We start from the raw sequence: 15,085 nt of genomic DNA on the forward strand, positions 1-15,085 counted from the left end.
CGCCGTTTAGGAGTGTTTATGGCTGTTAAGGTGTTGGTGGTTGATGACTCCGGCTTTTTTCGTCGGCGTGTGTCGGAAATTCTTTCAGCCGATCCGAATATTCAGGTGATCGGCACAGCCACTAACGGCCGTGAAGCCATCGAGCAGGCACAAGCGCTCAAGCCCGATGTGATTACCATGGATTACGAGATGCCGATGATGGATGGCATCACGGCCGTGCGTAACATCATGCAGCGCTGTCCGACGCCGGTGCTGATGTTCTCTTCGCTGACTCATGAAGGCGCGCGCGTTACGCTGGATGCGCTGGAAGCCGGTGCGGTGGATTTCCTGCCGAAGAATTTCGAGGATATTTCGCGCAATCCAGAGCGGGTCAAGCAGCTGCTCTGCGAGAAAATTCATACCATTGCCCGCAGTAACCGCCGTAGCCTGAGCCCGCCTCCCGTGGCAGCGCCTAGCACGACACCTGCAGCGCAAACCAAGCCAGGGGCACGCCCTGTAACCACCACCAGCACGCCGGGTCGTCCAGCTGCGGCTCCCGCGCCGGCTGTTGTCAGTGCCGCGCCTAAGCGTAAATCCTACAAGCTGGTTGCGATTGGCACCTCGACAGGTGGGCCGGTGGCGCTGCAGCGTGTGCTGACCCAGTTGCCGGCTACTTTTCCGGCGCCGATCGTGCTGATCCAGCATATGCCGGCCGCCTTCACCAAGGCCTTTGCCGAGCGCCTCGACAAACTGTGCCGTATCAGTGTCAAGGAAGCCGAGGACGGTGATGTATTGCGCCCCGGCCTGGCGCTGCTGGCGCCTGGCGGTAAGCAGATGATGGTCGACGCCCGCGGTGTGGTGAAAATCCTTCCCGGTGATGAGCGCCTGAACTACAAGCCTTGCGTCGATATCACCTTCGGCTCGGTGGCCAAGTCCTATGGTGACAAGGTGCTGGCGGTGGTGCTGACCGGCATGGGCGCGGACGGTCGTGAAGGTGCACGCCTGCTCAAGCAGGGTGGCAGCCAGGTGTGGGCGCAGGATGAAGCCAGCTGCGTGATTTACGGCATGCCCATGGCCATCGTCAAAGCCAACCTGGCCGACGCCATCTACCCGCTGGATGATATTGGCAGGCACCTGGCGGAGACCTGCATTTAATGGATGTACTGAGCCTTATCGGGGTCATCCTGGCCTTTGTCGCCATCCTCGGCGGCAACTACCTTGAAGGTGGCCACGCCGGCGCTTTGCTTAATGGGCCGGCTGCGCTGATCGTGATCGGCGGCACCCTGGGCGCGGCGTTTTTGCAGGCGCCGATGAACGTGTTCAAGCGGGCTCTGGCAATCATCGGCTGGATCTTCTTTCCACCGCGGGTGGACCTGGCTGGCGGTATCAACCGGGTGGTTGGCTGGAGCATGACGGCGCGCAAGGAAGGCCTGCTCGGCCTCGAAGCGGTGGCTGATGTCGAAGCCGACCCTTACGCCCGCAAAGGTTTGCAGCTGTTGGTTGACGGCGCGGAGCCTGAGGCTATTCGCAGCATTCTCGAAGTCGATCTGTACACCCAGGAAGGCCGCGATATTCAGGCCGCCAAGGTGTACGAAAGCATGGGCGGTTACGCGCCGACCATTGGCATTATCGGCGCCGTGATGGGCCTGATCCATGTGATGGGTAACCTGGCTGACCCGAGCAAGCTGGGTGCTGGGATTGCCGTGGCTTTTGTGGCAACCATCTACGGCGTGGGGTTTGCSAACCTGCTGCTGCTGCCGATTGGCAACAAGCTCAAGGCCATCGCCCAGCGTCAGTCGCGTTATCGCGAGATGCTGCTCGAAGGCATCCTGTCGATTGCCGAGGGTGAAAACCCGCGCTCCATCGAATTGAAGCTGCAAGGCTTTATGGATTGATGGGGACACCTTATGGCCCGCAGGCGTCATCAAGAAGAACATGAAAACCATGAACGTTGGCTGGTCTCCTATGCCGACTTCATCACCTTGTTGTTCGCGTTTTTTGTGGTTATGTATTCGATTTCCTCGATCAACGAAGGCAAGTACAAGATTCTTTCCGACAGCCTGACCGGGGTGTTCAATCAGCCTGATCGGGCGATCAAGCCGATTCCGGTGGGTGAGGAGCGGCCGCGCACCACTGAGCCAGATCGTTCGCTGGTGGATGAGGAAAACGCGCAGTCATCTGCCGATGATCTGCAGAATATCGCCAGCAGCGTGCGTGAGGCCTTTGGCGACTTGATTCAGTCCGAGCAGCTCAAGGTCAGTGGCAATGAGTTATGGATCGAGATCGAGCTTAGCTCCAGCCTGCTGTTTACCAGCGGGGATGCCATTCCCAACAATGCGGCTTTCGACATTATCGAAAAAGTAGCCAAAATTCTGGCACCCTATGAAAACCCGATTCATGTGGAAGGCTTTACCGACAACCTGCCGATTCAGACGGCGCAGTTCCCGACCAACTGGGAACTGTCTACTGCGCGGGCCGCGAGTATCGTGCGTATGCTGACTATGGATGGGGTCAACCCCGGTCGGTTGGCGGCAGTCGGCTATGGCGAGTTCCAGCCCGTCGCGGATAACACCACCGCCGAGGGGCGTGGGCGTAATCGGCGGGTAGTGTTGGTAATCTCGCGCAATCTAGATGTGCGCCGTAGCGTGAGTGGTGTCGGCAGCGCCAATGCCAAGCCCGATGCGGCCTTGCAACGGGCTGGCACGCAATCTGCACCAGCCCCGGCAGCGCCGGCCCCGCAAGCGGGTGCCGTCAATCCCCCGTCGCCGGCCCCATAAGGGTGGCCCCGTTCTCGGTCAGGCTGCAGCTGTACCGGGAGGATGATAACGATGAGAGTCTGGGCAGTAGCCAATCAAAAAGGTGGAGTCGGCAAGACCACCACATCAATCGCTCTGGCAGGCCTGTTGGCCGATGCCGGCAAGCGTGTGGTGATCGTCGATCTCGATCCCCATGGATCGATGACCAGCTATTTCGGGCATGACCCGGACAGCCTGGAGCACAGCAGCTTCGATCTGTTTCAGCATAAAGGCAGTGTGCCGCGCGGTTTGCCGCAGCAATTGCTGCTGCCTACCAGTGATGAGCGTATTTCCCTGCTACCGTCGAGCACGGCGCTGGCCACGCTGGAGCGTCAGTCGCCCGGGCAGAGCGGCTTGGGCCTGGTGATTGCCAAGAGCCTGGCGCAGCTCTGGCAGGACTTCGATCATGCGGTGATCGACAGCCCGCCCTTGCTCGGCGTGCTGATGGTCAACGCCCTGGCTGCCAGTCAGCAACTGGTGATTCCGGTGCAGACTGAGTTTCTAGCCGTCAAAGGCCTGGAGCGGATGGTCAATACCCTGGCGATGATCAACCGTTCGCGTCAGCAGGCGTTGCCCTACACCATCGTGCCGACCCTGTTCGATCGGCGCACCCAGGCTTCCATGGGCACGTTGCGGGTGTTGCGCAACACCTACCCCGAGCACCTGTGGCCGGCTTATATTCCGGTGGATACGCGTCTGCGTGATGCCAGCCGAGCAGGGCTTACACCGTCCAAGTTTGACAACAATAGCCGTGGCGTAATCGCCTACCGCGCGTTGCTCAAGCACCTGCTGTCGCAGCAGATTGCCGCACAGGTCGCCTGAGATGAACGGCTATGCTGAAGATATAGGCTCAAGTCTGCCGCTAGCGCGGCCGATAGTCTGTACAGATTGTTATTGCGGGTTGTATTCATGAGTCGTCCCCTAGCCACCGCTACACGTTCGCAACTGGCCTTGCAGTCCTATCTGGACGGCTTGCTGCAAGAGGCTGCGGTCGAGTTTGCCGAAAGCATCACTCTGGATGAGTTCGAAGCAGCGGTGCTGGAAGAGCAGGTGCGCGATGCGCGCACAATGCCGCAAGTACAAACCGTGACGGCCAAACCTGTGGTTGAACTGGCGCCGCGGCCGTTGGTGCTGCCGACCATCGAGATGCCCGCGCCGGAAATTGAAGTCCGCGTCGAGCCGCCGCAGGAGGTGGTTGAGGCTGCTGTGGTGGTTGAAGCTGTGCAGCAGACCCCGCAGGTGCTGGTGGTGCCTGAACCTGTGTTGCAGGGCCGCCCTGAGTGGGCTCAAGGGCCGTTCGAATGCCTGCTGTTTGACGTTGCCGGGCTGACCCTGGCAGTGCCGCTGGTGTGCCTGGGTTCGATTTATCCTCTGGAAGGTCAGGAGCTCACGCCATTATTTGGCCAGCCTGACTGGTTTCTCGGCATACTGCCGTGCCAGGCCGGCAACCTGAAGGTGCTGGATACCGCACGCTGGGTGATGCCTGATCGTTACCGCGATGATTTCCGTGAAGGTTTGCAGTATGTGATTTCCGTTGAGGGCTATGAGTGGGGGCTGGCGGTGCATCAGGTCAGCCGCTCGATTCGTCTCGACCCTAACGAGGTCAAATGGCGCAGCCAGCGCACGCAGCGTCCGTGGTTGGCGGGTACGGTTATCGAACACATGTGCGCCTTGCTTGATGTCGCATCCCTGGCGGAATTGATTGCCAGTGGTGCGGCCAAGCGCATGGCCGCCAGMCAGATACATTGAATAACGCCGGGCTGTGCGATGTGCGCAGCTTTGCATCTATAGTAATCACAGCGGGGTATACACCCGCGATTGCCGCCGCGAGCGGTTCATGACGAGGCTAGGGACATGAAGAAAAGTTCTGCACAAGGTTCTGATGATCCGATTCTGCAGTGGGTAACGTTCCGCCTGGACAACGAGACCTATGGCATCAATGTGATGCAGGTCCAGGAAGTCCTGCGTTATACCGAGATTGCCCCTGTGCCGGGTGCTCCGAGCTATGTGCTGGGCATCATCAACCTACGCGGCAACGTGGTAACCGTGATCGACACGCGTCAGCGTTTTGGTTTGGACTCCACTGAGGTGACCGATAACACCCGTATCGTGATTATCGAAGCTGACAAACAAGTGGTTGGCATCCTGGTCGACAGCGTGGCTGAGGTGGTTTACCTGCGCCAATCCGAGGTGGAGACCGCGCCGAACGTTGGCAACGACGAATCCGCCAAGTTTATCCAGGGCGTGTGCAACAAGAACGGCGAACTGCTGATTCTGGTCGAGCTGGACAAGATGATGAGCGAAGAAGAGTGGTCCGATCTGGAGAGCATCTAAGCCATGCTCGATGCGCTGCTGATCGCGCTGGCCCTGGTCTGTCTGGGGCTGATAGGCGCATGCGTCTGGCTGACCCGGCAGCTGCGCGACAGCATAAAACTGCAAGGCGAGCGTGATGCGGTGCGTGACCGGCGGCTCAAGGAGCTTAGCCGGCGGCTGGATGCCTACCTGACCGGCAGCGTGCAGATGGGTGAGGAGTTGCATGAGTTGCGCAGGGTGGTTGCGCCGTTACCGGACAAGCTCAATCAGATTGAGCAGCGTGATCCCAGCAGCCTGTCGTTTACCCAGGCTGCGCGTCTGGCTGGCATGGGCGCCAGTGTGGATGATCTGACCCAGTCCTGCGGCCTGAGCAAGGCTGAGGCTGAGTTGGTGAGCAAGATGCAGCAGGCCAAACTGCAGCGTTCCTGATTTTTCCCATTCTCAAATAGCCCTCAATGTGCCGGCCCTTGCAATAGGCGCAGCGGCGGCGTGATATCGCTATCACGCTCACTGCCGGCCGGCGCTTTGCCCTTCAGATACCAGGCAAAGGCGATGATTTCCGCGATACAGCGATACAGCTGCTCGGGAATTGCATCGCCCAGTTCCAGTCGCGCCAACAGGCGCACCAGTTCGGCATTTTCGTAGATCGGCACTTCGTATTCGCGGGCGATGGCGAGAATGGCTTCGGCCAGCTCGTCATCGCCTTTGGCGCTGAGCACGGGCGCATTCTGGCCGTCGTAGGTGAGGGCGATGGCTTGGCGGGGTGCGGTCTTCTTCATGCGGTTTCATCCACCCAGCGTTGTTCCAGCGTTGTGCGCGGGCCGCGCGGTGGCACGCCCTGGCTGCACGCCAGTTCGCCAACCTGCACGCCGGCGGCGCTCAGGCGTTGGCGCAGGTTGTCCAGCTCCGCATCGATCAGGCTGACGGTACTGCTGCGTTCGGCCCAAAGCTGGCTGGATAGCCGGCCGTGTGCCAGTTGCGCCTGCACTTGCAGAGGCCCCAGCGGATCGAGGTCGAATGCCAGTTCGACCTTCCACAGAGTTTCTTTTTTCTCGGGCTTACCTTGCGGGTTGCTTTCGTCGCGCTGGATTTTTACCTGCAAGGGCACCAGTTCCTGCTGGTTACGCATGGGCAGTTCCAATTGCCAGGTGGTGAGCAGGTTGCCGTCCGGGCCGACCTGGCTCTGCGCCAGGCTGGAGAGCTGATGGGTCTGCAGGCGCGAGATGGCTGCAGCGGCGAGCTTCAGCAAGGTTTCCAGATCGGCCTCGCCTTCCATCGCCTGTAGCAGGCGCGAGGGCAGAGGGAAGTTCAGCGCTTGCTGGCGGCTGGTGGCTTTGCCAAGGCTGCCGAGCAGGTCACGGGCCAGGGCGGGCATCGCCTGAGCCAGGGCTGAGCCAGCATTGGCCGCGGCCAGTGGTGTGCCGGCTGACAGGTTGGGCAGCAATTGGGTGATCAGGCGCAGCAGGTTGGCTTTCAGATCGGTCGGCAGCGCCTGGCCCTGGCCACCGAGCAATTTGCTTTCCAGCAGGATGCCGCTGTTTTCAAGGGCCATGGCCAGGCCTTTGGGGCTGCTCAATTGAGCGGCGTCGGGCAGGGCACCGAAGAGTTTGTCGATGCTGGTGCGCAGGCCTTCACTCATTTCGGCATTGCCGCGCAGCCCTTGCAGGGCGCTGAACAGGCCTTCCAGGGAGCCTTGGCGATTGCTTTGGCTGCCCAGTTGCTGGCTCAGGGCGAGTTGATCAAGGCGGCCGCTTAGCGGCAGAAAGTTCAACGCCTGGCTGCCTTGTACCTGGGCGCTGAGTAGGCTGCCCAGCGGGAGTGCCAAGGGGGTTTCCAGGGATAGCTTGCTGCCAGCCAGCGGCGTGTTGAGCAGGCTGACCAGCACCTTGTAGATCACCTGCTGCGAGCGGGTTTGCAGCAACTGCTCGCGCGCCACCACCTTGCCCTGCAGCAGGGTGCCAACCGGCAACTGATCGAGGTCCAGGCTGGTCAGGGGCTTGTCAGCGCCCATTAGCACAGACAGCGCCAGGCGGGTTTCCGACAGGGCGGTTACGGCCAGGGATGTGCCCTGGGCCAGTGGGCGCGGGCTGCTAGCTTCCAGGGTGGTCTGGCTGCCGTTATTCAGGGTCAGCTTGAGCAGCATCTGAAAGCTCTGCGCCACTTCCTTGAGGGCGATGACTTCGGCCTTGGCGGTTTCACCGCTGGCCAGCAGGCCTTGCATGGGCTGCAGCAGTTTCACCGCCAGGTCCGCCGCTATGGCGTTGGGGCGAGTGCTGGGGGGCGTTGGCGCAATAGGCCGTGGACTGCTGATTTCGCTCATTGGCGGGTTACACCCTGTCGAAAATGCCCACTGCGGGAGGCGAGGCATGGCATGTATAATCGCGCCCCGTCTGAGAGGGTGCTTACAAATTACTGCGCTCGGCCATGCTGCGTTGAAATCAGTCTCAAAATGCTCATGTACTACTCGTACACTGCGCTTTCTCGACTGATTTCGCCTTGCCTTGCCATCGCTCGCTACTTTTGTAAGCACCCTCTGCGCTCAGCTGCGCATTCCACTTGCGTCAGTATAGCGGCCAAGACTCTGCCGACTTGAACAGCTTTTGCCAGCCATCTTAGGTACCGATGCCTTGACCAGTCCTCTTCTCGAAGCCGTGGCGCTCGCCTGTGAGCGGGACTGGCGCATGCTCTTCGAGCGTTTGGAGCTGCGTCTGGTTCCCGGTGAGATGTTGCAGGTGGCTGGCCCCAACGGCAGCGGCAAGACCAGTCTGCTGCGTTTGCTGGCCGGATTGATGCAACCGACTGCCGGTGAGATTCGCCTGAATGGCCGTCCGTTGACGGCGCAGCGGGCTGAGCTGGCGCGCAATCTGTTGTGGATCGGCCATGCCGCGGGCATCAAAGGCTTGCTCACTGCCGAGGAGAACCTCACCTGGCTCTGCGCCCTGCATCAGCCCGCCGAGCGCGAGGCCATCTGGCAGGCGTTGGCAGCGGTGGGGCTGCGTGGATTTGAGGATGTGCCTTGCCATACGCTGTCCGCTGGGCAGCAGCGCCGTGTCGCGCTGGCGCGTCTATACCTGTCAAGCCCGCCACTTTGGGTGCTGGATGAGCCGTTTACCGCGCTGGATAAAGCAGCCGTGGCGCAGCTGGAGCATCATTTGGCCGCGCATTGTCAGCAGGGCGGCCTGGTGGTGCTGACCACGCACCATGAATTGACGGTCAAGCCGGCCGGTTACCGCGAGCTTGATTTAGGGCAACGTCCGTTATGAGCAATGTCTTTAGCCTGTTGCTGGCCCGTGAAGCGCGGCTGTTATTTCGTCGTCCGGCTGAGCTGGCCAACCCGCTGGTGTTCTTCGCCATCGTGATTGCATTGTTCCCGCTGGCGGTGGGGCCGCAGACGCAGTTGTTACAAAGCCTTTCGCCTGGGCTGGTATGGGTAGCGGCCTTATTGGCCGTGCTGCTCTCGCTGGACGGGCTGTTCCGCAGTGATTTCGAGGACGGCTCGCTGGAACAGTGGGTCCTTTCGCCGCACCCCCTGGCTCTTCTGGTTCTGGCCAAGGTGCTGGCACACTGGCTGTTCTCTGGCCTGGCGCTGGTGCTGTTGGCGCCGCTGCTGGCGTTGATGCTCGGTTTGCCGGGGCGCTGCCTGCCGGTATTGCTGATCTCGCTGCTGCTCGGCACGCCGGTGCTGAGCCTGCTCGGTGCAGTCGGCGCCGCGCTGACGGTGGGCCTCAAGCGTGGTGGTCTGCTGCTCGCGCTGCTGATTTTGCCGTTGTACATCCCGGTGCTGATTCTCGGCAGCGGTGCGCTACAAGCCAGCCTGCAAGGATTGCCGGCGGTCGGCCACCTGTTGTGGCTGGCCAGCCTCACCGCATTGGCGGTGACCTTGACACCTTTTGCCATCGCCGCTGGTCTGACGATCAGTGTCGCTGAGTAGACAATAAGCCTGAATGGCCGGTTGAACCGGGTGCCTGCCTGCGCCCTGATCAGCCCTAGCACTGATGAGTAACCTGATGAACTGGACGTGGTTTCACAAGCTCGGCTCGCCTAAATGGTTCTATGAAATCAGCAGCCGTTGGTTGCCCTGGTTGGTTCTGGCCGCAGCCGTGCTGCTGGTGGTCGGACTGGTCTGGGGGCTGGCCTTTGCACCGCCGGATTACCAGCAGGGCAACAGCTTTCGCATCATCTATATCCATGTGCCGGCGGCGTTTCTGGCTCAGTCGATTTACGTGATGCTGGCGGTGGCCGGCATCGTCGGCCTGGTGTGGAAGATGAAGTTGGCCGATGTCGCCCTGCAGCAGGCCGCGCCCATTGGTGCCTGGATGACCGTGATCGCCCTGGTGACCGGCGCGGTGTGGGGCAAACCGACCTGGGGCACCTACTGGGTGTGGGATGCCCGCCTGACCTCGATGCTGATTCTGCTGTTCCTGTACTTCGGCGTGATTGCCCTGGGCAACGCCATCACCAACCGCGACAGCGCGGCCAAGGCCTGTGCGGTACTGGCCATCGTCGGCGTAGTGAATATTCCGATCATCAAATACTCGGTGGAGTGGTGGAACACCCTGCACCAGCCTGCCACCTTCAGCGTGGTATCCAAGCCGGCCATGCCGTTCGAGATGTGGATGCCGCTGCTGATCATGGTGCTGGGCTTCTACTGCTTCTTTGGCGCGGTATTACTGCTGCGTATGCGCCTGGAAGTGCTCAAGCGTGAGGCGCGCAGCAGTTGGGCCAAAGCCGAGGTCAAGGCGCTGGTGGAGAAAGGCCAATGAGTTTTGCCAGCTTTAGCGAATTTATCGCCATGGGCAGCCACGGCCCTTATGTCTGGTCCTGTTATGCCATCAGCCTGGCTGTGCTGGGGCTGAATGTGGCGCTGCCAATCCTGGCGCGTCGCCGTTACCTGCAAGACGAGGCGCGTCGTTTGCGCCGGGAGGAGTCGAAGTGAACCCCGTGCGTAAAAAGCGCCTGTATATCGTCCTGGCCATTATTGCCGGTGTCGGCATCGCCGTGGCCCTGGCCCTCAGTGCGTTGCAGCAGAACATCAACCTGTTTTACACCCCCACCCAGATCGCCAACGGCGAGGCCCCGCAGGACACCCGCATCCGTGCCGGTGGCCTGGTCGAAGAGGGCTCGGTGAAGCGCTCCAGCGATTCGCTGGACACCGATTTCGTCGTCACCGACGGCGCCAAGAATGTGACCATTCGCTTTACCGGCATCCTCCCGGACCTGTTCCGCGAAGGGCAGGGCATCGTCGCCATGGGCAAGCTCGACGCCAATGGTGTGCTGATTGCCGACGAAGTGCTGGCCAAACACGATGAGAACTATATGCCGCCAGAAGTCATGCAGGCTCTTGAGCAGAGCGGCATGCAGCAGAAACATGACGCGGCCAAAGCGGCCAAGCAGGCATCTCAATCGGAGTACGCGCAATGATCCCCGAGCTTGGCCATTTGGCGATGATTCTCGCGCTGTGCATGGCGCTGGTGCAGGCAACGCTGCCGTTGATCGGTGCCTGGCGTGGTGATCGGCAGTGGATGAGCCTGGCGCAGCCGGCTGCCTGGGGGCAGTTCAGCTTTATGCTGTTTGCCTTTATCTGCCTGACCTACGCCTTTATGGTCGACGATTTCAGCGTCGCCTACGTGGCCAACAACTCCAACAGTGCATTGCCCTGGTATTACAAATTCAGCGCCGTGTGGGGCGCGCACGAAGGTTCGCTGCTGCTCTGGGGCCTGATCCTCGCCGGCTGGACCTTTGCCGTATCGATCTTCTCGCGCCAGCTGCCGGAAGAGATGCTTGCCCGCGTGCTCGCGGTGATGGGGATTATCAGCATCGGTTTTCTGCTGTTTTTGATCATCACCTCCAACCCGTTCGAGCGCCTGCTGTTCAATACCCCGGTTGATGGCCGCGACCTCAACCCGCTGCTGCAGGACTTCGGCCTGATCATTCACCCGCCGATGCTCTATATGGGCTATGTCGGCTTCTCTGTGGCCTTTGCTTTCGCCATTGCCGCCTTGCTCGGCGGCAAGCTGGACGCCGCCTGGGCGCGCTGGTCGCGGCCGTGGACCATCGTGGCCTGGGCCTTCCTCGGCATCGGTATCGCCCTGGGCTCCTGGTGGGCCTATTACGAGCTGGGCTGGGGCGGCTGGTGGTTCTGGGACCCGGTGGAAAACGCCTCCTTTATGCCCTGGCTGGTCGGCACCGCGCTGATCCACTCCCTGGCCGTGACGGAAAAACGCGGCGTGTTCAAGAGCTGGACCGTGTTGTTGGCCATCGCTGCATTCTCCCTTAGCCTGCTGGGGACCTTCCTGGTGCGTTCCGGCGTACTGACCTCGGTGCATGCCTTCGCCAGCGACCCTGAGCGCGGCGTGTTTATCCTGGCCTTCCTGCTGTTGGTGGTGGGCAGCTCCTTGGCGCTGTTCGCCGTGCGTGCGCCGGTGGTGAAAAGCCAGGTCGGCTTTGCCCTGTGGTCGCGAGAAACCCTGCTGCTGGTGAATAACCTGATACTGGTGGTGGCCGCGGCGATGATTCTGCTCGGCACCCTTTACCCGTTGGTGCTGGATGCCATGACCGGGGCCAAGCTGTCGGTCGGCCCGCCGTACTTCAACGCGCTGTTCGTACCGCTGATGGGCCTGCTGATGGCGATGATCGCGGTCGGCGTGCTGGTGCGCTGGAAAGACACGCCGCTGCAGTGGCTACTGAGCATGCTTGCGCCTGTGCTAATCGGCAGTGTGGTGTTGGCAGTGATCGCCACCTTCCTGGTCGGCGACTTCAACTGGGCAGTGCTCGGTGTTTGCCTGCTGGCCGCCTGGGTAGTGTTGGCCGGGCTGCGCGACATTATTGAGAAAACCCGCCACAAGGGCTTTTTCCGCGGTTTGCCAAGCCTGACCCGTAGTTACTGGGGCATGCAGACTGCGCACCTGGGCATGGCGGTCTGCGCCATAGGCGTGGTGCTGACCAGCATGGGCAGCTTCGAGCGCGATATGCGTATGGCGCCGGGTGAGTCGGTGGAGATTGGTGGCTACCAGTTTATTTTCGAAGGTGCCGAGCATTTTGAAGGGCCGAACTTTACCTCTGACAAAGGCACGGTGCGCATCCTCGAAGACGGCAAGCAGATTGCCGTGTTGCACCCTGAGAAGCGCCTGTACACCGTGCAGCAGTCGGTGATGACCGAGGCCGGCATCGACGCCGGGATCACCCGTGATTTGTTCGTCGCTCTGGGTGAGCCGCTGGAAAACGGCGCCTGGGCGGTGCGCGTGCATATCAAACCGTTCGTTCGCTGGATCTGGTTCGGCGCGTTGTTGATGGGCTTTGGCGGCTTCCTGGCGGCCGCCGACAAGCGCTACCGGATGAAGGTGCGCACCCGCGTGCGTGATGCACTGGGCATGGCGGGGGCGCAGGCATGAAGCGTTTACTGCTGCTGTTGCCGCTGTTGGTCTTTCTTGGCGTGGCGGTGTTTCTCTACCGCGGCCTGTTCCTCGACCCCACCGAGCTGCCTTCGGCGTTGATTGGCAAGCCGTTCCCGGCGTTCTCCCTGCCTGCCGTGCAGGATGGCAAGACGCTTAGCGAGGCCGACCTCAAGGGCAAGCCGGCGCTGGTCAACGTCTGGGCCACCTGGTGTGTGGCCTGCCGGGTTGAGCACCCTGTACTTAACAAGCTGGCCGAGCTGGGTGTGACGATCTATGGGGTCAACTACAAGGATGACAACGCCGCCGCGCAGAAGTGGCTGGTGGAGTTCCATGATCCTTACCAGCTGAATATCAATGATGTGCGCGGCACCCTGGGCCTGGACCTGGGCGTGTACGGTGCGCCTGAGACCTTCCTGATCGACAAGGACGGCATCATCCGCCACAAGTTTGTCGGGGTGATCGATGAGCGTGTCTGGCGTGAACAGCTGGCTCCGCTCTATCAGGAATTGGTCGACGAGGTTACTCCATGAAGCGCTTGCTGACCGCCGCCGTCCTGGGGCTGGCGCTGCTGGGAACCGCCCAGGCCGCTATCGACACCTACGAATTTGCCACTGAGGCTGAGCGCGAGCGTTACCGCAATCTGGTGGAAGAGTTGCGCTGCCCCAAGTGCCAGAACCAGAACATCGCCGACTCCGATGCGCCGATCGCCATGGACCTGCGTGCGCAGATCTTCCGCATGCTGGAGGAGGGCCAGAGCAATGAGCAGATCATCGACTTTCTGGTCAGCCGCTATGGCGATTTCGTCCTCTACAAGCCGCCGGTAACCGCGCGCACGTTGCTGCTGTGGTACGGCCCGGCCGGTCTGCTGGTCGGTGGTTTCGTCCTGCTCGGGGTCATCCTGGTGCGTCGTCGCAGCAAGCCGGGCGCCGCCGCCAGTGGCCTGTCTGCCGATGAACAGCAGCGTCTGGCTGCTCTGCTTAATCAAACGCCTGTGGATAAGAAAGACTGATGATTGAATTCTGGTTATGCGCCGGTCTGCTGTTGCTGACGGCCCTGGCGTTTCTGCTGATCCCGGTGCTGCGTGCGCGCAAGGTTCAGGCCGAAGAAGACCGTACTGCCCTTAACGTGACCCTGTATCAGGAACGTTTGCTGGACTTACAAGGCCAGCACGACGCGGGCGCGCTGAATGCCGAGCAACTGGCCAATGGTCGTGATGAGGCAGCCCGGGAGTTGCTCGCCGATACCGAGGGTGCGCAAGTGCAGCCGACTCAGCGCGCGCTGGGCGGCAAGATTCCGCTGATTGCCGCGCTGCTGATGCCGCTGCTGGGGTATGGCCTGTACCAGCAGTGGGGCGCCGTCGATGATGTCGAGCGTGCGCAAACCTTTGCCGCGCAGCCAAAGACCATCGAGGAAATGACTGCACGCCTGGAAGCTGCGGTGCAGAACGATCCCAAGTCCGCTGAAAGTTGGTACTTCCTCGGCCGTACCTATATGGCTCAAGAGCGTGCCGCTGATGCTGCCGTGGCCTTCGAGCGCGCCATAGATGTAGCCGGGCGTGAGCCGGAGCTGCTCGGGCAGTGGGCGCAGGCGCTGTATTTTTCCGGCAACAAGCAGTGGACCGAACAGCTGCAGGCACTCACTGATGAGGCGCTGAAAGGCGATCCGGCGGAAGTCACCAGCCTTGGCCTGCTCGGTATTGCCGCCTATGAAGCCGGGCAGTTCCAGCAGGCGATTGAGCGCTGGCAACAGCTGGTGGCGGTGCTGCCTGCTGAGGACCCTTCACGCGTGGCGATTCAGGGCGGGATTGACCGCGCCCGTGAGCAGCTTGGCGCGCCTGCGGCCGATGCTGCGCCTGCAGCCAGCCAGGGCCTGACCGTACGTGTTGCCTTGGCCGCCGAGCTGCAAGCCAAGGTGCAACCGGGTGATGCGGTGTTTATCTTCGCTCGTGCGGTCTCCGGGCCGCCGATGCCGCTGGCGGTCAAGCGCCTGAGCGTGGCGGACCTGCCGGCTGAAGTCAGCCTGTCGGACAGCGATGCGATGATGCCGCAGCTAAAGATCTCCGGTTTTGAGCAGGTGCAGCTGGTCGCGCGGATCTCGCGCAGCGGCAACGCCACGGCCGGCGAGTGGATCGGCAGCAGTCAGCCGTTGGCCAGTAATACCACCGAGCTGCAGCAACTGTTGATCGACAGCGCCGACAGCAAAGCGCCATGAGGCTGTTACTGCGTGGTGCGCTGCTGATTGGCCTGCTGGGGCTCGGTGCCTGCGTGCAGACCCCGCTTGCCACAGCGCCGGTTACCACCCCGAGTGGCAGCAGCAACCATCCACGCTTTGCCCCACCACCAGGGGTGGACAGCCAGTGGGATGGGCAATTAGGCGTGTACGTGGTCGGCGGCGCGCCTCACCTGTACTACCGTGAGCGCACCTATTACCGCTGGAACTCCGGCTGGAGCTGGGCCAGTAACCCGCAGGGTCCGTGGTTGCCGACCGACAGCAGTGGTGTGCCGCCGGGCCTGCATCGCCGCTACGCCCAGTAACTAGGGTTACGATCTGCTGCGCGTCGGCCCTGCTGCGTTAAAAACAAGCTCGGAATGCTCATGTACAAAA

19 protein-coding genes are annotated in these 15,085 nt (G+C 61.5%); 17 read left to right on the forward strand and 2 right to left on the reverse strand.

Annotated features, from left to right (window positions below; genetic code table 11):
- The first annotated feature begins 18 nt into the window (after nucleotides 1–18).
- The 7 genes from P3C18_RS17245 (at nucleotide 19) to P3C18_RS17275 (ending at nucleotide 5,516) form a co-directional block, all read left to right on the forward strand.
- On the forward strand, nucleotides 19–1,134 hold the full coding sequence (locus tag P3C18_RS17245) for a chemotaxis response regulator protein-glutamate methylesterase (protein ID WP_275963054.1): 1,116 nt from the start codon (nucleotides 19–21) through the stop codon (nucleotides 1,132–1,134).
- A complete protein-coding gene (locus P3C18_RS17250) occupies nucleotides 1,134–1,874 on the forward strand; it encodes a flagellar motor protein (protein ID WP_275963055.1) in 741 nt (246 codons plus the stop codon). The genes P3C18_RS17245 and P3C18_RS17250 overlap by 1 nt, the downstream gene beginning before the upstream one ends.
- A 12-nt stretch (nucleotides 1,875–1,886) precedes the next feature.
- The gene (motD, locus tag P3C18_RS17255; RefSeq protein WP_275963056.1) at nucleotides 1,887–2,756 is read left to right on the forward strand and encodes a flagellar motor protein MotD; all 870 of its coding nucleotides are present in this window, start codon (nucleotides 1,887–1,889) and stop codon (nucleotides 2,754–2,756) included.
- 51 nt (nucleotides 2,757–2,807) lie between these two features.
- Nucleotides 2,808–3,596 (forward strand): ParA family protein, encoded by a 789-nt coding sequence (locus P3C18_RS17260; RefSeq protein ID WP_275963057.1) that lies wholly within the window; start codon nucleotides 2,808–2,810, stop codon nucleotides 3,594–3,596.
- Nucleotides 3,597–3,683: 87 nt separating this feature from the next.
- Entirely contained in the window at nucleotides 3,684–4,523 is an 840-nt protein-coding gene (locus P3C18_RS17265) for a CheW domain-containing protein (protein WP_275963058.1), read from the forward strand.
- 105 nt (nucleotides 4,524–4,628) lie between these two features.
- Nucleotides 4,629–5,108: a chemotaxis protein CheW gene (locus P3C18_RS17270; protein WP_090252131.1), complete on the forward strand. Its 480-nt coding sequence runs from the start codon at nucleotides 4,629–4,631 to the stop codon at nucleotides 5,106–5,108.
- 3 nt (nucleotides 5,109–5,111) lie between these two features.
- On the forward strand, nucleotides 5,112–5,516 hold the full coding sequence (locus P3C18_RS17275; RefSeq protein ID WP_275963059.1) for a DUF2802 domain-containing protein: 405 nt from the start codon (nucleotides 5,112–5,114) through the stop codon (nucleotides 5,514–5,516).
- Nucleotides 5,517–5,539: 23 nt separating this feature from the next.
- Here the strand turns inward: P3C18_RS17275 and P3C18_RS17280 are convergent, their stop codons facing one another.
- The gene (locus tag P3C18_RS17280; protein ID WP_275963060.1) at nucleotides 5,540–5,866 is read right to left on the reverse strand and encodes an EscU/YscU/HrcU family type III secretion system export apparatus switch protein; all 327 of its coding nucleotides are present in this window, start codon (nucleotides 5,864–5,866) and stop codon (nucleotides 5,540–5,542) included.
- Nucleotides 5,863–7,407: a flagellar hook-length control protein FliK gene (locus P3C18_RS17285; RefSeq protein WP_275963061.1), complete on the reverse strand. Its 1,545-nt coding sequence runs from the start codon at nucleotides 7,405–7,407 to the stop codon at nucleotides 5,863–5,865. Before P3C18_RS17285 ends, P3C18_RS17280 begins: the two co-directional genes overlap by 4 nt.
- A gap of 307 nt (nucleotides 7,408–7,714) precedes the next feature.
- Here P3C18_RS17285 and ccmA point away from each other — a divergent pair, with 307 nt between their 5' ends.
- From ccmA to P3C18_RS17335, 10 genes are all read left to right on the forward strand, one after another.
- On the forward strand, nucleotides 7,715–8,350 hold the full coding sequence (ccmA, locus tag P3C18_RS17290; protein WP_275963062.1) for a cytochrome c biogenesis heme-transporting ATPase CcmA: 636 nt from the start codon (nucleotides 7,715–7,717) through the stop codon (nucleotides 8,348–8,350).
- Nucleotides 8,347–9,018 carry a heme exporter protein CcmB gene (gene ccmB / locus P3C18_RS17295; RefSeq protein ID WP_090252142.1) on the forward strand — a complete coding sequence of 224 codons (672 nt, stop codon included), beginning with the start codon at nucleotides 8,347–8,349 and terminating at the stop codon, nucleotides 9,016–9,018. Before ccmA ends, ccmB begins: the two co-directional genes overlap by 4 nt.
- Nucleotides 9,019–9,091: 73 nt before the next feature.
- Nucleotides 9,092–9,850: a heme ABC transporter permease gene (locus P3C18_RS17300; RefSeq protein WP_275963218.1), complete on the forward strand. Its 759-nt coding sequence runs from the start codon at nucleotides 9,092–9,094 to the stop codon at nucleotides 9,848–9,850.
- The gene (gene ccmD, locus P3C18_RS17305; RefSeq protein WP_275963063.1) at nucleotides 9,847–10,023 is read left to right on the forward strand and encodes a heme exporter protein CcmD; all 177 of its coding nucleotides are present in this window, start codon (nucleotides 9,847–9,849) and stop codon (nucleotides 10,021–10,023) included. The genes P3C18_RS17300 and ccmD overlap by 4 nt, the downstream gene beginning before the upstream one ends.
- On the forward strand, nucleotides 10,020–10,508 hold the full coding sequence (gene ccmE / locus P3C18_RS17310; protein WP_275963064.1) for a cytochrome c maturation protein CcmE: 489 nt from the start codon (nucleotides 10,020–10,022) through the stop codon (nucleotides 10,506–10,508). Before ccmD ends, ccmE begins: the two co-directional genes overlap by 4 nt.
- The gene (locus P3C18_RS17315; protein WP_275963065.1) at nucleotides 10,505–12,478 is read left to right on the forward strand and encodes a heme lyase CcmF/NrfE family subunit; all 1,974 of its coding nucleotides are present in this window, start codon (nucleotides 10,505–10,507) and stop codon (nucleotides 12,476–12,478) included. Before ccmE ends, P3C18_RS17315 begins: the two co-directional genes overlap by 4 nt.
- On the forward strand, nucleotides 12,475–13,011 hold the full coding sequence (locus tag P3C18_RS17320) for a DsbE family thiol:disulfide interchange protein (protein ID WP_275963066.1): 537 nt from the start codon (nucleotides 12,475–12,477) through the stop codon (nucleotides 13,009–13,011). Before P3C18_RS17315 ends, P3C18_RS17320 begins: the two co-directional genes overlap by 4 nt.
- On the forward strand, nucleotides 13,008–13,490 hold the full coding sequence (locus tag P3C18_RS17325; RefSeq protein WP_275963067.1) for a cytochrome c-type biogenesis protein: 483 nt from the start codon (nucleotides 13,008–13,010) through the stop codon (nucleotides 13,488–13,490). The genes P3C18_RS17320 and P3C18_RS17325 overlap by 4 nt, the downstream gene beginning before the upstream one ends.
- Nucleotides 13,490–14,692, forward strand: coding sequence for a c-type cytochrome biogenesis protein CcmI (gene ccmI / locus P3C18_RS17330; RefSeq protein ID WP_275963068.1), 1,203 nt, complete (start codon nucleotides 13,490–13,492; stop codon nucleotides 14,690–14,692). The genes P3C18_RS17325 and ccmI overlap by 1 nt, the downstream gene beginning before the upstream one ends.
- Complete coding sequence (locus P3C18_RS17335) at nucleotides 14,689–15,015, forward strand: hypothetical protein (protein WP_275963069.1); 327 nt, start codon at nucleotides 14,689–14,691, stop codon at nucleotides 15,013–15,015. Before ccmI ends, P3C18_RS17335 begins: the two co-directional genes overlap by 4 nt.
- Nucleotides 15,016–15,085 lie beyond the last annotated feature (70 nt).

This window comes from Pseudomonas sp. 1928-m, assembly GCF_029269135.1.
Taxonomy (GTDB): domain Bacteria; phylum Pseudomonadota; class Gammaproteobacteria; order Pseudomonadales; family Pseudomonadaceae; genus Aquipseudomonas.